The sequence below is a fragment of the Microcoleus pseudofavosus SVA1_A4 genome (genome assembly GCF_036700565.1).
Classification (GTDB): Bacteria; Cyanobacteriota; Cyanobacteriia; order Cyanobacteriales; family Microcoleaceae; genus Microcoleus.
Map to the genome: position 1 here is coordinate 1 of NZ_JAUBPE010000008.1, position 18,351 is coordinate 18,351.

Sequence of the window (18,351 nt, forward strand, 5' to 3'; positions counted from 1 at the left end):
GGTTTTTGGCTGGCATACACTATAACTAATGATTGCTTATTTTTTTATATTATACAATCTAGCTGCGTCTCAGCTTATTTATCGCAAAAATCAGGAAAGATCGAGCTAGATTTGGAACAAACAGAGAGTTTGACGGCAAACATTGAAATGCAGCTCGATAAAATAACGATCGGGAGAGGTTATTAAATAATGGTCACGGATCTGCGTTCTTACGATGTCATCGGCTTTGGTGATGAAGTTCCAGGAGTTCTAGCTGTTATCTCGGCGGCCAGAGAATATCGTCGCCGGACAAAGCGTTATCCGCGAGTTCTGCTGATGTGTAAAGGAAACTTGCAAGAAGGAATTGGCGGGCATTTGGTAAGAGGCGGCCTTGCTTATTTAGATAGAAGTCAGATTAGTCAAGAACTTCAAAAATCTTTAAATTTAGATACCTTTGGTTCACCGGCGGCAATCTATAAAGAGTTCCTGCAAAAATCCGGTGTCACCGCAATTGCACTTGACCCCCGCAAAGCCAGTGCAGCGCTGAAAGAAATGCTTTTACAAGCTGGAGTCGATCTCCTCAGCAAAGTAGAAATTCAATCAATCAGTAAAGAAGGCAAAAAAATTGCCAGTATAACCACCTCTCAAGGCGCAGTTTATGCCGGCAAGCAATTTATTGATGCCACTGTCAATGCCGAATTAGCTCAAGCTGCCGGCGTGAGAAAGCAGCAGGGATTTGAAACATTTGGTCTGCCTAACTCAGAACTTCCAGTCACCCTCGTTTTTGAAACCCAAGGACTCAGTGCCAGAAGATTGAAAGAACTCGATTACATTTATCTAAAACGCTTCACAAACCTCGCCGATTCAGAGAGTCAAAAATTTTTGCTGTACGCTGCAGGCAAGGATGCCAAACTAGCAGAAGAACTCCGGCTGGAAATGCTCGACACCAGAGGCAATCTCAGAACTCTGTGGGCGGGCCGCGATTACATCGATGTTCGATCGCCGGCTCTGTCTGTAGCTTACCACTCTTTTAGAGGAAGAAAGCTATCTTTTCCTGAAACAGGCGTAATTTTAGATGAGGGAAATATAGCCATACTTCCAAATGAAAGACTTTCGTGGAATGCGCTTTTATTTGCAGTCACAGCCAGCGAAGCAGAAGCCTTAGCGAGAAGCGGGAGCAAACCCACGGCTAATATGCAAAAAGAGATGTTATTTCTTGCAGCTTGGCTGAGGAGTTTGGGGGCTACTTCGGTTACTTCTGCCTCAGAGGTTTATATCAGACACGCCGGCAATGTGACGGGAGTTGTAGAACCTCTAACCGGCGCACAAATGCTGCTTGGTGGCGTACCGGCTAATGAGGCACTGGCAACATTTAGCTATCATTTTGATGTACGCGGAGGCATTCCGGGTATTGGCGAGAAAGCAAACAGTCTAGGGTGGTTTAAAAGTCTGAGTTTTAAACAGCCTACCTTCAATATTGGCATCCGCCACGCATTAATTAAAAACGTCCCTAACCTGGCAGTGGTCAGTCCGTGTTCGGGATTTGAAGGGTTTGCCTCTTCTGTCGGCAGAATTGTTGAATTCAACGCCGCAGTTGGTCAAGGTGTCGGTATCGCTGCCATTAATGCCATTCTAAATAACAAAAATCTAGCCGATGTATCTAACCGAGAAGTGAGACAAGTTCTCGCCCAAACAGGTCAGTTACCTATAATTTTTGGATTTGCAAACAATGCTGATGGAGTGCTATTGGCGCAATTCGAGAATCTTGTCAGTTCGGATGCTATTGCGTAATAGCAATTTCAATAAACAATGCAGCAGTAGGCCCGCCCGGGGAACGAAACTCAACACAAAAGTTTTTAGCAAGAAATGAGTGAAATTGGTATTAATATTATTTCCGCTAGGTTTGTAGTGAGGAATGCAAGTCCTCTGCATTTTATGAGGACTTGCATTCCTCACTACAAACCTATAATATCGTTTCCGGTTGCACCGGAATGATATAGAGGACACGGCAGTGCCGTGTCCCTACCACGATCAATTGTAGGGACACGGCACTGCCGTGTCCTGATTTCGGTAATATTAATTCCGATGCTACCGGATTTGATATAACGACCTGTTCTTCGATCGACTGTATTGCCCTACTCGCTAACAACCAACCGTTAATTATTCTGCGGGCACTTCGGATGAATCCCCCCCTGCAAACAAATGTAAGCAATTTGACTTTTATCTAAATTCTTAGCCTCCGCAAAATCAACTCCTTGGAATCTACCCGATTTACTACCGGCCGGACTTTGAATAAATTGATCCGAAGCCGCCTTCCCCACAAACACAGCCCCTTGAAAATTCGCTCCCGCTAAATTCGCGCCCCTAAAATCAACCGAACTCACGTCCGCATTCCGCAAATTAGCATCTTGCAAGCGAGCATCTTTTAAATTCGCGTTGGCGAGTTTAGTAGAACTCAAATCGGCATTTTGTAAGTTAGCGCCGCTCAAATCCGCACCGGACAAATCCGCACCTTGCCATTCCGATTTAGACAAATTTGTCAAGGACAACTGAGTGCCTTGAGCCTTCACTTTGCCCAAACGCGCACCTGACAAATCAGCACCTGACAAATTCGCGCTTCCTATATCTGCACCGGTAAAACTTGCATTTTTTAACATTGCTTGCTGCAAAGAAGCCCCAATTAAAATAGCACTGCTAAAATTAGCTGCATTCAAATTTCCGCTGGATAAATTAGCTTTGTTCAGGACAGCGCGCACAAAAATTGTGCGGTTCATTACAGCACTGTTCAAAAATGCCCCGGTCAAATTTGCTCCTTCAAAATTAGCTGCGCTCAAGTCAGAAATCCAATCGTCAAATGTACCCGGACGCCTGTCTTCGCCAGTGCCGTAAAAGCGAGTTCCCTGCAAGCTGGCATTGGTTAAATTGGCATTTTTCAGCTTAATTCCCGACAAGTCAACTTTGTCTAATACTAAAGTAAACTGAGCCGGGCCGGCAGGACTTTGAGCTAAATCCGTGCGGCTCAGATCGGCGCCGTTGAGCTGGCTGCTATACACTGTGAGAATTTTGCCGATCGCCCTTTGCACTGTTCGCTGGCGGGCGGCCGCTAACTCGCGTTCCGGGGCCTTGCCGCCGAAGCGCAGGGAATCGAGGTCGTTGCTGAGGGCCTGATTCAACCGCTGCAAGTCAGGCAAAGCTTTCGGCCCGCTACTGACCAAAGCTTGCTGGATCGCGTCCAGCATGGCGCGGTTGTCTTCTTGGGCTAGCAAATCCGCTAGCAGCGGTACGGCGCGGGAGTCTTCCACCGCCCCCAAAGCCAAAATGGCCGATCGCCTTCCCGATGCCCCGCTAGCCGATGTGGGAGACAATTTGCTCACTAAAGCTACAAATAATTCGTCGTTCCGCTGCCGGGAATCCCGCAAATTTGCTTGACTTTGAGTGTAGATGAGAGTGCCGACAAACAAAGTTAAAATCAATCCCGCGCTGCCGAGGGTTACTATCACTAAAGTTGCGCCTGGGTGTTGGCGAATCCAATTCCACAAACTGGGATTTTCTTTCATGTCGGTTTCGGGAGTCAAAACCAAAGCTGCAATCTGCGCGTCTTCCTCTGTCCATTCTTGACTCTTGACTGGATTGGCAGACTGTTGGTTCGATCGACCGCTGACGACCAAAGTATTCGCAAGCCGATCGTGTCCCGATTGCCGTTTGTAGCGCAATGCAAAAGCGCCGTCTGCCAGCACTGCCAACCCGCTCAGCCCCCCTAAAATGATTAAATCTGGAAACGCACCCGATAAGCGCCAAATGCCGTAAGCGACGCCCACAGGCACTCCCCAGCGCCCCAAACTTTCGCGAATTAGCACTTGCCCAAAACCCGGAGGAGTACCCGACGCGGTGACAACTTTGACGCCGAACCACCGTTTGGGGAGAGTTTGACCGGTTCTGGCGAGCAAAAACAGTTGCCACGCCGCTAAAACCGCAGGTGCCAGCAGCGCCCCCGACCAGAATAGATTAGTTAAGGGTGCGACTCTGGGGTTGCGATCGCGCATCGGTATGCCCAAAGTACGGGCGACGGTTTCGGATGCTGCTGCTACTGAGGAATTGAGCGGCACGGTTTGAGATTCCTTGTTGACCAATGCCCCGATACTGAAGGGAACGAGGGCGCTGGCCGCAATTAACGAAATTTCCACGGCCCAAGCGCCGCACCTGCGAACCAGCAGTGGCATTTGCTGGGATTGTGTCTGCCAAGACGGATCGGGTTGATTAATACCACCGGGTGCGGTTGGGCTAGCCATATTTAGAATTTCCTATTATTTAGTCGTTAGTGTTGGAGGAATCGGGAGAAATTGCCAATTTATACGCTATGTAGATTAGCACTCCGAGAACGGAAAGAGTCATCAGCGCTGAAATTAGCTGTACGATGCTATTGAAGACTGTCAGGACAATTATCGCTCCGACGGCAAAGACTGCCACCTGCCCCGGTTTGGGCAGTCTTTGAAACTTATCCAGAAATTGATTGTAGAAGGTTCCGACGGCCTGATAGCTATCTGAATTCTGTGCGATCAGCGGCGATCGCTCTAGTTTAGCTTTTAGTTCTCCGATCGCTTGCTGCCAATTGAAGTTATTTTGAGGATTCATAAAAAAATTCGGGAGTTAGTTTAGCTGTACATCGATCATTTTAGGGCGGTCACATTAATAAGAGTCACATTAGCGTGTTCGGAACCGCTAATTATCCTCTACCGTCAAAGAAGTAAAACCTTCCGCCATTGTCTTCGGATAAATTTCGGATAAATAAGGATAAAAATGAAGATATGCTATCCCTGCGATCGCGCCAGACTGCGGTTTAGCCCGATCGTGACCCTAGCCTTGGCAATGATTTTAGCGGATGCCGGAGCCCTTCGGAGCCAACCGCTGCAAATTGCTCCCGGATTTCCCGAACCGCTGAGAGTTTCTGGAGTTTCCGGCGGCCCGAACAATAGCGGCGACTGCGGTTTTGTGTCCCAAGCACCGAACCACGTCATCGAAGTAACGCAGGATTTGCCTTACTGGCGGATTGCGGTACAAACCGCTGGAGCTCCGAGTTTGATGATTCAGGGGCCGAGGGGGCGTTTCTGCGTGCTGCCGGCGAATGCTGCTGCGGGGAATGTAGAATTTTCCGGTTATGGGGACAAGGGGACTTATGTTATTTTTGTGGGCGATCGATCTCAAGCTCAACACCCTTACTCTCTCTCTATTTCCCAAAAGCGAAATTAACAATACAACGCGATTAGGACGCTTGCTGTAATTAACCGAAGTTTTGCGATCGTAAATAAGTAGAGTTTCTGACATCAAGTGCGTGGAATAGGGATTTCATATCAATTTTGTATTTGGTCTTTAACCCACTTGCGAAACAATCTGAGAGTTTGACTCGTACCCGCTGTTTGGCTTTGTTCGCAATATTGAGAAATAGCTTCAATAATTGGCAGATTGGGAAATGTCGGACTAATTTCTGCTTCAACATATTTCCCATCTTGAAGCACATTAATCTGAAGCTTCTTATTTTCATAGTGCCATATTTCAGGTACTCCCAAAGCTTCGCAAGCATCGAGTTGAGTTTGGGAAGTTATATCGACTTCAATTGCTAAGTCAGGCGGCGGATCGACAGTTAAGTCGATCCGCTTTTTACCAATCATTAGAGCATAATTCTGAATGTAAAAGCAGTTGTCAGGTTCAATTCCTTGTAACATATTTTTTCGTTTAAAAGTCGTAGAACCAAAACATTCTCGATCAATTTCAAGTTCTTCGAGTAATATTTTCACCATATCGCCAATGATTTCCTTATTGAATTCATGTTCTGGTAGTGGCATCCTAATCTCCAAAGTTCCTTGACTGTAAGCTATTCTAGAGCCACGGTGTTCTCCCAACTCTTCTAAAATTGCTTCAAATTCCTGCCAATTAACATCATTGAACAGCACTCTATGTCCTGGGGGTACACTGATTTGCCTTAATTGCAGCGTTACCATTTCAACCTCCGATTTATTTAAGTTATAGAGCTAAAAACCTGCTCAACAGTCAGATTAAGTTCTCCGAAGGCAGACGAAATAATAGTATCGGACTCTCGGAACTGGCTAACCTGGTACTCTCCCTCAACCAACTCGTAAATCGATACAGTAGGTTGTTTAGGATTACCTATGAACCGCCGGCCGCCCAAAGCAGCACAGTCAACAACCCAGTATTCCGGGATACCCAATCTTTCATACTCAGCCACTTTTACCAGGTAATCATCTTGCCAGTTAGTGCTAACTACTTCGACCACAAGCTTGACAGAGCTACCTTGAGAAATAACTGATGATTTTTTCCATAGTGGCTCTGAAATTAAGGCTTTTTGTCTAAGACTATGAGATCGGGCTGGTAGCCCGTGGTCGTTTCGGGAGGTCTGACAAAATAAGTTGACGGTGTTACATAAGGAAGATTTAAACGGTCAATTTCTACGTTAATTTTTCGTATTAGAAAACCTGTAACTTCCTCATGGTCGCCATTTGGGTTCATCTCAACTATTACTCCATTGCGTAGCTCGAAACGTCCTTTTCCATCTGGATACCATTCTAAAAATTCTTCAAATGTTATCGATTTGATTATGGTTTGAATCATGAAAAATTCTCCGTTCATATAACCATCAATAGTTCGTAGTGAGGAATTGAGTCCTAGAATAAAGTCAATCAGGGATCAAGTCCTTACTACAAACAACTTTTTTAATGGTAATTAACAGAACATGATATCACATATTAATTAGGTAGGTGTAATAATGTCAGCTAGAACCCCGACTTGTTGAACAAGTCGGGGTTCTGGGTGTGATGTTTAAATTTTTTGCTGCTTATAAAGTTCCTTAAACTTGCGCTGCTGCTCGTTGTGGTCTACGATCGGATCGGGATAAGGAAGAAGTCGGCGTTCTAAAGGCGAAATATTTCCTGTTAGCAAAAGTTTAGTATCAACTCGGCGCAATTCTGGAACCCAGTGCCGAATATATTCGCCTTCCGGGTCAAATTTCTGAGCTTGACTGGCGGGATTGAATATTCGCAAAGGTTTCGGGTCCATACCGCTCGATGCACTCCACTGCCAGCCGCCGTTGTTAGCAGAAAGGTCGGCATCTATCAATTTTTGCATGAAGTATTTTTCACCCCACTGCCAGTTAATAATTAAATCTTTGGTGAGGAAGCTGGCGACTATCATGCGACAGCGATTGTGCATCCAACCTGTCTGATTTAACTGCCGCATTGCCGCGTCGATAATAGGATAACCAGTTTTACCTCGACACCAAGCTTGAAAGAGCTTTTCATCGTTCTCCCAAGGAAAGTCTTTGAATGCTTGACGGTAGGGTCCGTCTGCTAATTCTGGGAAGTTATACATGGCGTGTTGGTAAAATTCCCGCCACGCTATTTCCTGTTGCCAAGTGCGGATGTTTGTAGACGCTTCTTCGCTGCGGCAAGTGTCCATTACTATCTGGGTAGCTTGCCAAACCGTGCGGATGCCAATTGCACCAAATTTGAGGGCGGCGCTGAGTTGGGATGTGCCGTTAATTGCAGGGAAATTGCGCTGTTCTTGATATTGGTAAATTGCCCGATCGCAAAATTCATCCAACTTTTCTCGCGCTGCATCTTCTCCGGGTTCTATTACTAATGGATTTTCCCAAATAAATCCCAAACTCAAGGCAGTTGGCAGTGTTTCAATTGCACCTGCTTGATTGGCGATTTCTTGTTCTTCTGCGGTTAATCCGGTCATTAATTCCAGATAAGTTATCGGCAGTGTCTCTACTGGTTGGGCTTTGGGTTTGCTGTTCCATTTTTTCCAAAATGGGGTATAAACTGTGTAAGGTTGTCCTGTACCGCTGCGAATTTCGTCCGGGGCGTGCAGGAGTTGATCCCAGAAATTTTGGACTTGAATTCCTGCTTGTTGGAGGGCGTTTGATACACTTAGATCGCGCTTTTTTGCATAGGGTTCTACATCCCAGTTCCAAAATACTGCTTGAGCATTTATCGCTGTTGCTAATTTCGGTATTCCTAGACTCGGGTCATCTTGAATTATCAGCAATTGACTGCCTGCTTCGCTGTAACGTGAGGAAAGTTTTTGCAAGCAGCCGATCATGTAGGTGACTCTAGCTGGCGCTACGTCATCGCGATTTAGGATATTGCGATCGAGACAAAAAATCCCGACTACTTTAGGGCTTTGCTGGCGCGCTGCTGCCAGTCCGATGTTGTCAGAAATACGCAAGTCGCGGCGGTGCCAAAATAAAATTAGATCGGACATTCGATTTTAGATTTTAGATTTTAGATTTTAGATTTTACAGTCCTGGACACACGCGGGGTCAAAAACCCGGTTTCTAAGTTAAGATTTATCGGTTTGATGCACGATTATTATAACAAACCGGGTTTTTTTCGTCAGTCCTATTTAAGTCAAAAATGGACGCGCCAAGAAAAAGCTAGAAATTGATTTTGCATCAATTGGTTCCCCAGCTAAAATAGCTTTTTCTAATTCTTCAGGGGTGAATAGAACTGTTTCCATGTCTTCATCATCGTCTTGTGCTGGCGGCTTTTCCAATTTTTCCAAATCTTGGGCTAAAAAAGCATAAATGATTTCGTCGGAATAACCGGGGGCGAGAAAAAATTGCCCTAATTTCTGCCATTTTCCAGCGCGGTATCCGGTTTCTTCTTCGATTTCGCGTTTAATAGTTTCGGCGGGATTTTCATTGATTTCTACCGTACCTGCGGGAAATTCTAAAATTCGCCCTTTTGTGGCAAAGCGGTATTGTCGCACCAAGACGAGTTTACCTTCGGGTGTGACGGGAACTGCAAGTGCTCCGCCCGGGTGGCGAATACATTCCCACTCGCCTTCGGAACCGTTGGGAAGACGGAGGGTGGCTACGTCAAAGTTAAATTTGCGCCCTTGGTAAAATAGGCGCTGTTTGAGGAGTTGGGGTAGTTCTTGACCGATCGACATAAGCAAGAAGCGAATAATGTTAGAGTGCACTGATTTAAGACATCATAGGCGATCTCATAGGATTTTAGATTTTAGATTTTAGATTTTAGATTGGGAATGACTGATAACTATCACAGTTTGGAGCTTACCTGCGGTTGCATTTTTTGGGAAACTGGTACGATCCGTGAATTTTCCTCAATTTTTACAGTGGCAATTTTTGCACTCCAGAACAGTCTGCGCTTTGCAAGAGTTGGGCGATCGCACTTTTCGTCACCGGATGCACCCAATCCGGGGCAATTTCTGCTAAAGGTACTAATACAAAAGCTCTTTCAGTCATCCGGGGATGAGGTAAAGTCAGTGTCGGAGTTTCTAGGATTAAATTGTCGTACAGCAGCAAATCTAGGTCTAGGGTTCGTGGCCCCCATTTTTCTCGGCGAATGCGATTAAATTTTATCTCGATTTTTAATAAAGTTGCTAGCAATTGTTCGGGTTCTAGTGCAACTTCTAGGATGGCACAGGCGTTGATGTAATCGGGTTGGGGCGGCCCGACGGGGGCGGTTTGATACCAGCTTGAATGGGATTTTACTGCGATTTCTGGGGTGTTGTTGAGGGTTGCGATCGCGCTTTTGAGTGTGGCGAGGGAGTCGCCTAAGTTGCTACCGAGGGCGATCGCACATTTTGTTAATTTCATGGGTAATTGGTAATTAGTAATTGGTAGTTGGTAATTTTGCGTTGCTTTCCGAGTAACGCGGCGGCGGGTTTATCGATATCCTTTGCTACCGCAAATATTTCGGGTAAAACCCGCCCCTACAAGCCTTATTTTTGGATAAATTGAGCATACCAGAACGCTTTTTTGGGGAAATATGGTGATACAAAATATTATTTTAATCTGAGCTTAATTTACGGTTAATTTTTGTTTATTATCATTGACAAGTGTCAGTATTTAGTTTCAAAAATAATGAATTTGTACCTACGCTTATTGTCTGCCGTCATTCTAGCAATTATCAGTTTAACAGCAAGTATATCGATGGGTTTGGCTGAAACCAAGGAACGCTATCTTACCTTAAATTCGGACGGCAGTCAATCTTTTGCGAGTTTAGTGCAGCAGGCGGAAGATTTAGCGAAAGAGTCGATCGCCCGCGAGTTTCAAGAAAATCCGGCATTAACAGAAGTTACAATCATCATTACAGCCGATCGCAGCCGACAAAGAGTTCCGGTTTTGCGATCGAGAGTATCCCGCCGCGAGTGGCAAAAAGATTCGAGAATCGAACAGTGGACTAGATATTTTGCGGATGCTAAATTGCTGCTGGGATTCAGAGACAGCAATATTTTGCCCGCAAATTCTGGGTCTTCGCAAGTGATGAATGCACCTGCGCCCAGTCGATCGGCATCCCGACAAAACGATCCGGGTTTTCGAGATGATTGAAATCGGGCATCGGGCATTGGTAGCAAACAACAAATAACAAACAACCAATAACCAATTATTAACCAAAATATAATTCCACTTTAATTAACCTTCAGGTTAACTCCTCTTAATTTAACAGTGATAGAGTTTCATACGGAATCATCTGATTAGGGATGTTGGGTTGAAAAGGAATTTATGTCTAAAATAACTCGCCGACAACTGTTAATTTTCTTCGGCAGCAGTGCAGCTACCGCTGTGCTTGCGCCTCAACTAACTCAAAAACTATTCGGCATCAATTCCACCTCGGCGGAAGCTGTTGTAGGGCCGCTATCTTTCACTCCGTTAAGACTTCCTCACCCGCTGCCAGTTTATCAAGAATTGTCGAGCTTTATGCCGATCGCCCTAAACGGACAGGGAACCGTAATGGCGGCCTCGCAGAATACTCGATTAACCAGCTACAGCGTTGTTGACGATGTGGTTGTACCGCCGGAATACGAACGGTACGTGATTCTCCGCTGGGGCGATCGAGTTTTCCCCGATCCGGCAGACTATTTCGGCTACAACAACGATTACACCGGCTTTGTCGGGATTCGCGGCAGCAATGACGACGGCTATCTCTGGGTTAATCACGAGTACGTATCCTTCCCGATGTCGAAAGTGGCACCGGAAGCGCCGACAGATGTGGCATCATTTCCAGCAACCGATCGCGCCGTCCTCGGTATAGACTTATCCGTAAAGAATCGCGATACCCTCGGCGAATTCCTCTACAATCTCGGTGGTTCGATCGTCCGCATTACCAAACAGTCTAACGGCAGATTTGGGGCGATCGCCCGCGACCCCCTCAACCGACGCATCCACGGACTTTCCGGCCTCGGAATCAACAGCCAACGTTCCGACACATACAAAACAGTCACCTCCTGGGGAACCAGACAAGGCGACGACAAATATCTTACAGGCACCGGCCCTGCAGCCACCCAAGTCTTCGCGCAAGTCAACAGCGACGGACTCGGAAACCGCATCATCGGTACAGCCTACAACTGTTCCGGCGGCACAACCCCGTGGGGAACAATCCTCTCCGCCGAAGAAAACTTCCAAGGTAGCGAACTATTTTTCGTCGGAGTTCAAGAAAACATCAAACCCAACGGCGCCCAAACCGGCTACGCCAAGGGCACTACCGGCGAGGAATTCGGCTTAGTCGGCGAAAAATACGGCTGGATGGTAGAAGTCGATCCCCAAGATCCGAATTTCCGCCCTCGCAAACACACCGCTTTAGGTCGTTTCCGCCACGAAAACGTCGCGATTCGCGCCGAAGCAGGCCGCAAGTTAGTAGTGTACATGGGGGACGATCGGCGCGGCGGACACACCTGGAAATTTGTCAGCAGCGGTACTGTCAGCAATCCGGCAGATAAAACCAACAGCCGATTGTTTGAAGATGGCGTTTTGTACGTCGCCCAATACAACCGCAACGGTACTGGAAGATGGCTGCCGCTGACAATCAATACCCAAACCAATCCGGTGACTCCTTCTAAAGTTGGTGAAGCGGAATTAGCAAGTTTTGGCAAGGCTCAAAGAGATGCGAATACTCGTTTCCCAAAACGCGCCGGAATTGCAGGTCAAACCGAAGACGGCGGTTCTTTTGTGATGGATACAACTAATGAAGCAACAGCACTTCCGGGCTACAGAAATAAAAGTCTTGCTAATTTCTACACCAGCCAAGGTGCGGTTTTAGTTGATGCTTTTCATGCCGCTAATTTGATTGGCGGTACTCCGACGGCGCGGCCTGAAGATTTGGAAATTAATCCTACTACTAAGGAAGTTTTCATTTCCTATACTGACGGCGCACCGGGTAGCGACGGTTATCCAGATTCTCGGATTTTTACTGTTGCTAAATACACTGCCGCCCTCAACAGCACTCAGCAGTCTGGAGGAATTTACAAAATAATTGAAGATAGTTCCGACGGTGCGGGTTTGACTTTCCGCTGGCAGCGTTTTGCTCAAGGTGGAGAAGCGGGTTCGGTAGCTGGGGCGGGATTTGCTAGTGTAGATAATTTGGTTTTTGACACTCAAGGTAATGTTTGGGGTGTCACTGATATGTCTACTCCCACGCACAACGGTTTTGATATCGGTGCGGCTGGAAAGCCGACGGCGATCGACCACAAAAAAACAGGAAACATATCGGATTTTACGGGTGTTTTCGGCAACAATTGGCTGTTTTACATTCCGACTTCCGGCCCGAATGCAGGAAGTGTAATTCCGTTTGCTCAAGGGCCGAATCGCTGCGAAATGACTGGGCCAACTTTTGTGGGAGATACGCTGGTGATTTCGGTGCAGCATCCGGGGGAAGATTGCCCGATCGATGATGGTACTGTACTCAGCAGGCAAATTGAAATGTTGGATTTGAACGGTGCTGTTTTTAATCAGACTCGTAGTGTTTCTCGGGGCAGTTTGTGGCCGAGCAATATCTCGAATGATTCGCGCCGATCGCCGATGCCTTCGGTGATTGGGATTCGCCGCGTGCGATCGACTCCAACTGGTCAGTTTGTCTAGAGTTATCTGCTAGATTGTACGCCATATCAGTAGGGACACGGCATTGCCGTGTCCTTACTTTTCAGTTTGTTGCATCATTGATTTTAATCTTATAGCAGTTCTCAACTGAGTTCGCCCCCGTGCGCGATTGCTTTCTTGCTTTCTTACCAATTACCAATTGCCAATTACCAATTACGAATTATCGGAAATCCCTCACCTAAACAAGAAAAACTATATCCGTATTTTCACTGATAAATATGACTATTATGACTGCAAGTAATGAAAAATAAGACATTAAATTTTACATCAGAAGTTGGGATTAGAGCTAAGCTAGAGCTAAGAGGACAAATTAGCTCTTATCAAAAAAATGCTTTATTCACTTTTGCCCAAATCTCAAGTCAAAGTTCGAGTTTTAAAACATTTAGCAGCCGCTGTTTCGGCATCTTTAGCCCTCAGTGCAATAACCAGTTTGAAACCCTCGCCGGTATTAGCTGCTGGCGATATCCCCCCTGCAACTCACTCCTCGACTCAGCTAGCAGCAAAACCTGATTCTAGCTTGCAGTTAGGGCAGTTGCGCACCACTGTTCCGGTGCAGACAATGCAGCTCGATGCGGGTGGATTTATCCCGATCGCGATCGGCGGTATGATAATTATTCTGGTGCTGCCGCTATTTTTTGGCGGATTGGTGGTTATTGGCGATCGCGAAGTCGGAATTGTCAGTAAAAAGTTTAGCTTTGGCGGCAAGTCTTTACCGCCGGGAGATTTAATTGCCTTAAACGGAGAAGCTGGATATCAAGCTGATACTTTGCCCCCCGGTTGGCACTGGGGTTATTGGCCTTTGCAGTACAACGTCCGCAAAGAGTCTCTGACGATAGTTCCCCAAGGCGAAATTGGTTTAGTTATCGCAGCAGGCGGCGAGTCGAATCCGCCGCAGCGCATCCTTGGCAAAATCACAGAATGCGATAATTTTCAAGATGCTCGCAAATTCCTGAAAGAAGGCGGCGAAAAAGGCAGGCAACTCGGCATTTTGACTGGCGGTAGCTATCGAATTAATACGGCATTGTTTACCGTAATTACAGCAGCCAACGCTACCAAACACGGGATGACAGCCGAACAGTTGAAGCTGTACACAATTGCCCCAGATAGAGTGGGAATTGTTACAACTTTTGACGGCGTTCCCATTCAAGATGGCGAAATTGCCGGTCCGATTATTCCGAATCACGACAACTTCCAAAACGCGCAAAAATTTATCAGCGCCGGCGGGCGGCGCGGTTTGCAGGAACAGGTTTTGCTTTCCGGTTCGTGGAACTTAAATCCTTGGTTTGTCGGGGTGGAGCAAGTGGCGATGACCGAAATCCCGATCGGCTATGTCGGCGCGGTGATTTCCTATGTCGGCCAAACCTCAGAAGATGTCAGCGGCGCTGCTTTCACTCACGGCAATTTAGTAAATGTGGGCAATAAAGGGGTGTGGGTGACTCCTCTTTATCCGGGGAAACATCCGCTGAATACTCGCATTTTGAAAGTAGAGTTAGTGCCGACTACCAACATTGTTTTGAATTGGTCTACTAAAACAGAAAGGCACAGTTACGATTCTCAACTTTCATCTTTAACGGTGCGTTCTCGCGACGGTTTTGCCTTCGATCTAGAAGTAGCTCAAATCATTCATGTCGGCGCTTTGGATGCTCCGAAAGTCATCTCTCGCGTCGGTTCGATGCAGAATTTAGTTGACCATGTTTTGCAGCCGACAATTGGCAATTATTTCCGCAATTCCGCCCAAGCTTATTCTGTGTTAGATTTTCTCTCTGCAAGGAGCGATCGGCAAGCAGAAGCCGCCGAGTATATCAAAGCAGCTTTGCGCACCTATGACGTGCAGGCAATTGATACTTTGATCGGGGATATTTTGCCGCCCGCAGAGTTGATGCAAACTCAAACCGATCGCAAAATTGCAGAGGAACAGTGCAAGACTTATGAGGTGCAGCAAGTAGCACAAACTCAGCGGCAACAATTGGTGCGCGAAACTGCTTTAGCCGAGATTCAACAAGAGATGGTGAAATCGGAACAAGGCGTGAAGATTTCTGAGTTGAAAGCGAATTCTCAGGTGAAACAAGCTCAAGGCGAAGCTGAGTCGATTCGGGTGAAGGGAAATGCTCAAGCTGAAGCTTATCGCGCGGGTGTTGTAGCTTTGGGAGGTTCGGGTTATACGGCTTTGCAGTTAATGCAAATTATAGGCGATCGCAACGTGCGAGTTGTGCCGGATGTTGCGGTAACAGGCAACGGTAGCGGTGGCGGTTTGGTTGACGGTTTGCTGGGGATGATGATGTGGAATCAAACTAGCAAAAATGGAGAAAATGGAGCAGAATTACCTCTAGTTAACCTACAGAAATCGGAACCTGCGGCCAAGTTATCCGTAGCCAAGGTGAATTCTGTTAAGCCGTCGGCATCTCGCGCTAATTCCCCTGTGGCGAATTCTGAGGCTGATATTGATTCGCGGTTTGATGAATTGCCGTTTGACGATCGATCTTTTAGTTAGGCTGTGCAGTTTGTAGTGAGAACGATCGTCCTCTCTGAAAGCTTTTAGTCAATAAGGACTAAATTACTTACTACAAACAATTTTAGGCCGCATTACCAACAACTTGATGCAGTGGAAAGAAAACAGCAGGCGAGACACTGAAAAACTCTGCAAGTTTTTGTATGTGTTCAGTTGTAAGTTGACGCTTTTCATTGAGGATATCTGAGACAATAGACTCGGTTTTAAAAATAGGAACTAGGTCTTTTTGTCTCAGGTTAAATTCTTCAATTAAAGCTTTTAACAGTTCTATCCCATAAATGTCAGGTATAGGTTCTAAAGTTTGCTCGTATTCATAAACCAGAGTTCCAAGTACGTTTAGATAGTCGCGTTCGTCTGAATTCAGTTCGCCTTTGTCCAACAGAGAATCGATCACTTTTTGAGTTGCCATTAATTCCTCCTCAGCAGTTATGGGTCGGGGAGGAAATGTTTTGAGTAGTTCGATATAAGCGCTAGAGTTGTTCATGTGACTAGGCAATATTAGGGGCAAGTAATATTTTATCATTTTAGTTGAATGATTTGATTGTTTAACCGCAGATGAACGCCGATTAACGCGGATATAATTTAGTTATTTATCCCTCATAACTATTGAGGCAATTCCTGGCTCTTGAAAACTTTGTACCGATCGCAGTACAATCGATCGATATTGCATCTGAGGAATCTCCCATGTCAGAACAGTTTTCCACTGAGATTAGCGATCGCATCTGCACTCACATGAACGAAGACCACGCTAGTGCTGTCGTGCTGTACGCTCAAGCATTTGGCGGCCAACCGGAGGCCACCGAAGCTCAAATGCTCGCTATTGATGCGAACGGCATGGATTTAACCGCTCAAATTAATGGCGAAACTTTGCCTGTCAGAGTGAAGTTCGATCGCACTTTAACAGATGCCGAAGATGCTCACCACACTCTCATTGAAATGGTGAAACAAGCTCGAAAAGCTGCTAAGTAGCAAACTGCTCACTATTCTGTTATAATTTTATCGATCGCAGTACAGACTTTAGTCCGGTTAAATAGTTGTTAAGGACTCAAGCCCTTATTACAAACCTTGAATCCGGTTAAATCATTTTTAAGGGCTAAAGTCCTGACTGCAAACAAAATATTTAATAAAACTGAATTTACATCTAAAATATCAAATAAAATGACCGAAAATTACCCCCAATCCAGAGAATTAGATGCCGTCAATGACGGTAAAAATAACCCTTTCGAGGCACTGGTAAAGCAACTAGATTTGATGATTCGCGCCCGCTATTCGTTGCTGTACATTGTCGGCGCGGAGGAGGAACCGGTCGAAGCTGTAATTGCCCAAGTAGCGCTGCAAGTAACTCCTGCGCGCCGAGTATTGTTCTGGGATCTCGTGCGCGGCTGGGAGGATAACGGTTCTGGGAAAGGTTCGGTAATGGCGGCGCTCGATCGCGTCAGCAAAACTGCTGTTGAAGAATATACCATATTTGTACTGCGGGATTTGCACCCAATTTTGAAATATCCCTACACCGACAAAAATGCTCCGGTAGTGCGGGAATTGCGGAATTTAACGCGGGAATTGAAGCGCAGCAAAAAAACAATAATCCTCACTTCTCACACGCTGGAATTGCCGGAGGAATTGAAAGAAGAAGTAACAGTAATTGATTTCCCTTTGCCCAACGTCAAAGAAATCGATAGTTTAATTTCCCACGTTGTAGAAAATCCGCAACAGTTGCAAGTTAGCGGCTTAGCAAGGGAACAGTTGGTTAAAGCTTGTCAAGGTTTGAGCCGCGCTCGAATCGGGCGGGTTTTGGCTAAAGCGTTAGCCGCAAAACAGCAAATTAACGAGTCAGATATTGATGGAGTTTTGGAGGAAAAACAGCAAGCAATTCGCCAGACAGGAATTTTGGAGTTTTTCAACTCTAGAGAATCCCTGAAAAGTGTGGGCGGATTGGAGAATTTGAAACAGTGGGTAAAGATGCGGCAAGATGCTTTTACTGACGAAGCGCGCCGCTACGGAATACCCAATCCTAAAGGCGTTTTGTTAGTAGGAATTCAAGGAACGGGCAAATCTTTATCTGCGAAAACAATTGCTTGCGAATGGCGTTTGCCGCTGTTGCGGTTGGATACTGGGAGGCTGTTTGGTGGCATTGTGGGGGAAAGCGAAAGCCGCGTCAGGCAAATGATACAATTAGCAGAGGCGATCGCACCTTGCGTTTTGTGGATCGATGAAATAGACAAAGCCTTCGGCAACATTATCAGCGGCGGCGACGGCGATTCGGGAACTTCGCGCCGGGTATTCGGCAGTTTGATTACTTGGATGCAGGAAAAAACCAGCCCGGTGTTCATCGTAGCCACTGCAAATAACGTGCGGATTTTGCCGGCGGAGTTGCTGAGAAAGGGCAGGTTCGACGAAATTTTCTTTTTGAATTTGCCCTCAGAATCGGAACGGCAAGATATTTTTAAAGTGCATTTGCAGCGTTTGCGGCCGACTAGATTGCGCGAGTTTGATTTGGAGATTTTGGCGAAGCGCGCTGAGAATTTTAGCGGTGCGGAAATCGAGCAAGTTGTAATTGATGGATTGTACCGGGCTTTTGGAACGTTTGTCAACGGCCAGCGCCGGGATTTGATGACGGAGGATGTTTTGAGGTCGATCGAGGATACAGTACCTTTAGCTGCGATCGCGCGATCGCAAATTGAAGATTTGAAGCGCTGGGCGGCGGAAGCGGGCGCGAGAACAGCATCTAACGATACTCACTTAATTGATGAATTGAAACGCTACAGCCAGCGGCGAAGGGATGCGATCGACAATTAACCCAATTTCGCGCGAGTAATTGGGTATCAATCCTTGATTCTCTAGTACGTTAGCTTACCTTAAGAGGAGTCGTCTCATGACTCGAAGTAATTTTTCCCCGACAAACAAGACTTTTTGGGAAATCTAACATAACAATGTGTAGGTGTACTTA

At 46.3% G+C, this 18,351-nt stretch carries 14 protein-coding genes and 2 pseudogenes; 8 read left to right on the forward strand and 8 right to left on the reverse strand.

Annotation, left to right across the window (positions count from 1 at the left end; all coding sequences use genetic code 11):
• Both QUA02_RS05360 and QUA02_RS05365 read left to right on the forward strand, forming a co-directional pair.
• Positions 1–186: pseudogene (locus tag QUA02_RS05360) on the forward strand (hypothetical protein); the annotation flags it as partial.
• Positions 187–189: 3 nt separating this feature from the next.
• On the forward strand, positions 190–1,770 hold the full coding sequence (locus QUA02_RS05365) for an FAD-dependent oxidoreductase (protein ID WP_333025871.1): 1,581 nt from the start codon (positions 190–192) through the stop codon (positions 1,768–1,770).
• Positions 1,771–2,135: 365 nt separating this feature from the next.
• On the opposite strand, the gene QUA02_RS05370 is transcribed toward QUA02_RS05365, so the two are convergent.
• Together QUA02_RS05370 and QUA02_RS05375 are read right to left on the reverse strand one after the other, a co-directional pair.
• Positions 2,136–4,268: a pentapeptide repeat-containing protein gene (locus tag QUA02_RS05370; protein WP_333025872.1), complete on the reverse strand. Its 2,133-nt coding sequence runs from the start codon at positions 4,266–4,268 to the stop codon at positions 2,136–2,138.
• 19 nt (positions 4,269–4,287) lie between these two features.
• Entirely contained in the window at positions 4,288–4,611 is a 324-nt protein-coding gene (locus QUA02_RS05375; protein ID WP_333025873.1) for a hypothetical protein, read from the reverse strand.
• A gap of 165 nt (positions 4,612–4,776) precedes the next feature.
• Between QUA02_RS05375 and QUA02_RS05380 the strand changes: the two genes are divergently transcribed.
• Entirely contained in the window at positions 4,777–5,226 is a 450-nt protein-coding gene (locus QUA02_RS05380) for a hypothetical protein (protein ID WP_333025874.1), read from the forward strand.
• 101 nt (positions 5,227–5,327) lie between these two features.
• On the opposite strand, the gene QUA02_RS05385 is transcribed toward QUA02_RS05380, so the two are convergent.
• The 5 genes and pseudogenes from QUA02_RS05385 to folK all read right to left on the reverse strand — a co-directional run bounded on the left by QUA02_RS05385 (position 5,328) and on the right by folK (position 9,616).
• Positions 5,328–5,975, reverse strand: coding sequence for a Uma2 family endonuclease (locus tag QUA02_RS05385; RefSeq protein ID WP_333025875.1), 648 nt, complete (start codon positions 5,973–5,975; stop codon positions 5,328–5,330).
• A gap of 17 nt (positions 5,976–5,992) precedes the next feature.
• Positions 5,993–6,603, reverse strand: a pseudogene (locus QUA02_RS05390) (Uma2 family endonuclease).
• 207 nt (positions 6,604–6,810) lie between these two features.
• On the reverse strand, positions 6,811–8,256 hold the full coding sequence (locus tag QUA02_RS05395; protein WP_333025876.1) for an FAD-binding domain-containing protein: 1,446 nt from the start codon (positions 8,254–8,256) through the stop codon (positions 6,811–6,813).
• 141 nt (positions 8,257–8,397) lie between these two features.
• A complete protein-coding gene (locus QUA02_RS05400; RefSeq protein ID WP_333025989.1) occupies positions 8,398–8,946 on the reverse strand; it encodes an NUDIX hydrolase in 549 nt (182 codons plus the stop codon).
• Positions 8,947–9,127: 181 nt separating this feature from the next.
• Positions 9,128–9,616, reverse strand: a complete 489-nt coding sequence (gene folK / locus QUA02_RS05405) for a 2-amino-4-hydroxy-6-hydroxymethyldihydropteridine diphosphokinase (RefSeq protein ID WP_333025878.1) — start codon at positions 9,614–9,616, stop codon at positions 9,128–9,130.
• Positions 9,617–9,883: 267 nt separating this feature from the next.
• On the opposite strand from folK, the gene QUA02_RS05410 reads away from it, so the two are divergent.
• From QUA02_RS05410 to QUA02_RS05420, 3 genes are all read left to right on the forward strand, one after another.
• The gene (locus QUA02_RS05410) at positions 9,884–10,351 is read left to right on the forward strand and encodes a hypothetical protein (protein WP_333025880.1); all 468 of its coding nucleotides are present in this window, start codon (positions 9,884–9,886) and stop codon (positions 10,349–10,351) included.
• 174 nt (positions 10,352–10,525) lie between these two features.
• Positions 10,526–12,877 carry a PhoX family protein gene (locus tag QUA02_RS05415; RefSeq protein ID WP_333025881.1) on the forward strand — a complete coding sequence of 784 codons (2,352 nt, stop codon included), beginning with the start codon at positions 10,526–10,528 and terminating at the stop codon, positions 12,875–12,877.
• 346 nt (positions 12,878–13,223) lie between these two features.
• Positions 13,224–15,386, forward strand: a complete 2,163-nt coding sequence (locus QUA02_RS05420; protein ID WP_333025883.1) for an SPFH domain-containing protein — start codon at positions 13,224–13,226, stop codon at positions 15,384–15,386.
• An 82-nt stretch (positions 15,387–15,468) separates the two neighbouring features.
• On the opposite strand, the gene QUA02_RS05425 is transcribed toward QUA02_RS05420, so the two are convergent.
• Positions 15,469–15,888 (reverse strand): helix-turn-helix domain-containing protein, encoded by a 420-nt coding sequence (locus QUA02_RS05425; RefSeq protein WP_333025884.1) that lies wholly within the window; start codon positions 15,886–15,888, stop codon positions 15,469–15,471.
• A 122-nt stretch (positions 15,889–16,010) separates the two neighbouring features.
• Between QUA02_RS05425 and QUA02_RS05430 the strand changes: the two genes are divergently transcribed.
• Together QUA02_RS05430 and QUA02_RS05435 are read left to right on the forward strand one after the other, a co-directional pair.
• On the forward strand, positions 16,011–16,373 hold the full coding sequence (locus QUA02_RS05430) for a DUF2470 domain-containing protein (protein WP_333025885.1): 363 nt from the start codon (positions 16,011–16,013) through the stop codon (positions 16,371–16,373).
• Between the two features lie 189 nt (positions 16,374–16,562).
• Positions 16,563–18,200: a Ycf46 family AAA ATPase gene (locus QUA02_RS05435; protein ID WP_333025886.1), complete on the forward strand. Its 1,638-nt coding sequence runs from the start codon at positions 16,563–16,565 to the stop codon at positions 18,198–18,200.
• The last annotated feature ends 151 nt before the right edge of the window (positions 18,201–18,351 follow it).

Excerpts from the sequence above, each read along its gene's own strand:
- QUA02_RS05365 (WP_333025871.1), top strand. The coding sequence starts at position 190 with ATGGTCACGGATCTGCGTTCTTACGATGTCATCGGCTTTGGTGATGAA.
- QUA02_RS05370 (WP_333025872.1), bottom strand. The coding sequence starts at position 4,268 with ATGGCTAGCCCAACCGCACCCGGTGGTATTAATCAACCCGATCCGTCT.
- QUA02_RS05375 (WP_333025873.1), bottom strand. The coding sequence starts at position 4,611 with ATGAATCCTCAAAATAACTTCAATTGGCAGCAAGCGATCGGAGAACTA.
- QUA02_RS05380 (WP_333025874.1), top strand. The coding sequence starts at position 4,777 with ATGAAGATATGCTATCCCTGCGATCGCGCCAGACTGCGGTTTAGCCCG.
- QUA02_RS05385 (WP_333025875.1), bottom strand. The coding sequence starts at position 5,975 with ATGGTAACGCTGCAATTAAGGCAAATCAGTGTACCCCCAGGACATAGA.
- QUA02_RS05395 (WP_333025876.1), bottom strand. The coding sequence starts at position 8,256 with ATGTCCGATCTAATTTTATTTTGGCACCGCCGCGACTTGCGTATTTCT.
- QUA02_RS05400 (WP_333025989.1), bottom strand. The coding sequence starts at position 8,946 with ATGTCGATCGGTCAAGAACTACCCCAACTCCTCAAACAGCGCCTATTT.
- folK (WP_333025878.1), bottom strand. The coding sequence starts at position 9,616 with ATGAAATTAACAAAATGTGCGATCGCCCTCGGTAGCAACTTAGGCGAC.
- QUA02_RS05410 (WP_333025880.1), top strand. The coding sequence starts at position 9,884 with ATGAATTTGTACCTACGCTTATTGTCTGCCGTCATTCTAGCAATTATC.
- QUA02_RS05415 (WP_333025881.1), top strand. The coding sequence starts at position 10,526 with ATGTCTAAAATAACTCGCCGACAACTGTTAATTTTCTTCGGCAGCAGT.
- QUA02_RS05420 (WP_333025883.1), top strand. The coding sequence starts at position 13,224 with ATGCTTTATTCACTTTTGCCCAAATCTCAAGTCAAAGTTCGAGTTTTA.
- QUA02_RS05425 (WP_333025884.1), bottom strand. The coding sequence starts at position 15,888 with ATGAACAACTCTAGCGCTTATATCGAACTACTCAAAACATTTCCTCCC.
- QUA02_RS05435 (WP_333025886.1), top strand. The coding sequence starts at position 16,563 with ATGACCGAAAATTACCCCCAATCCAGAGAATTAGATGCCGTCAATGAC.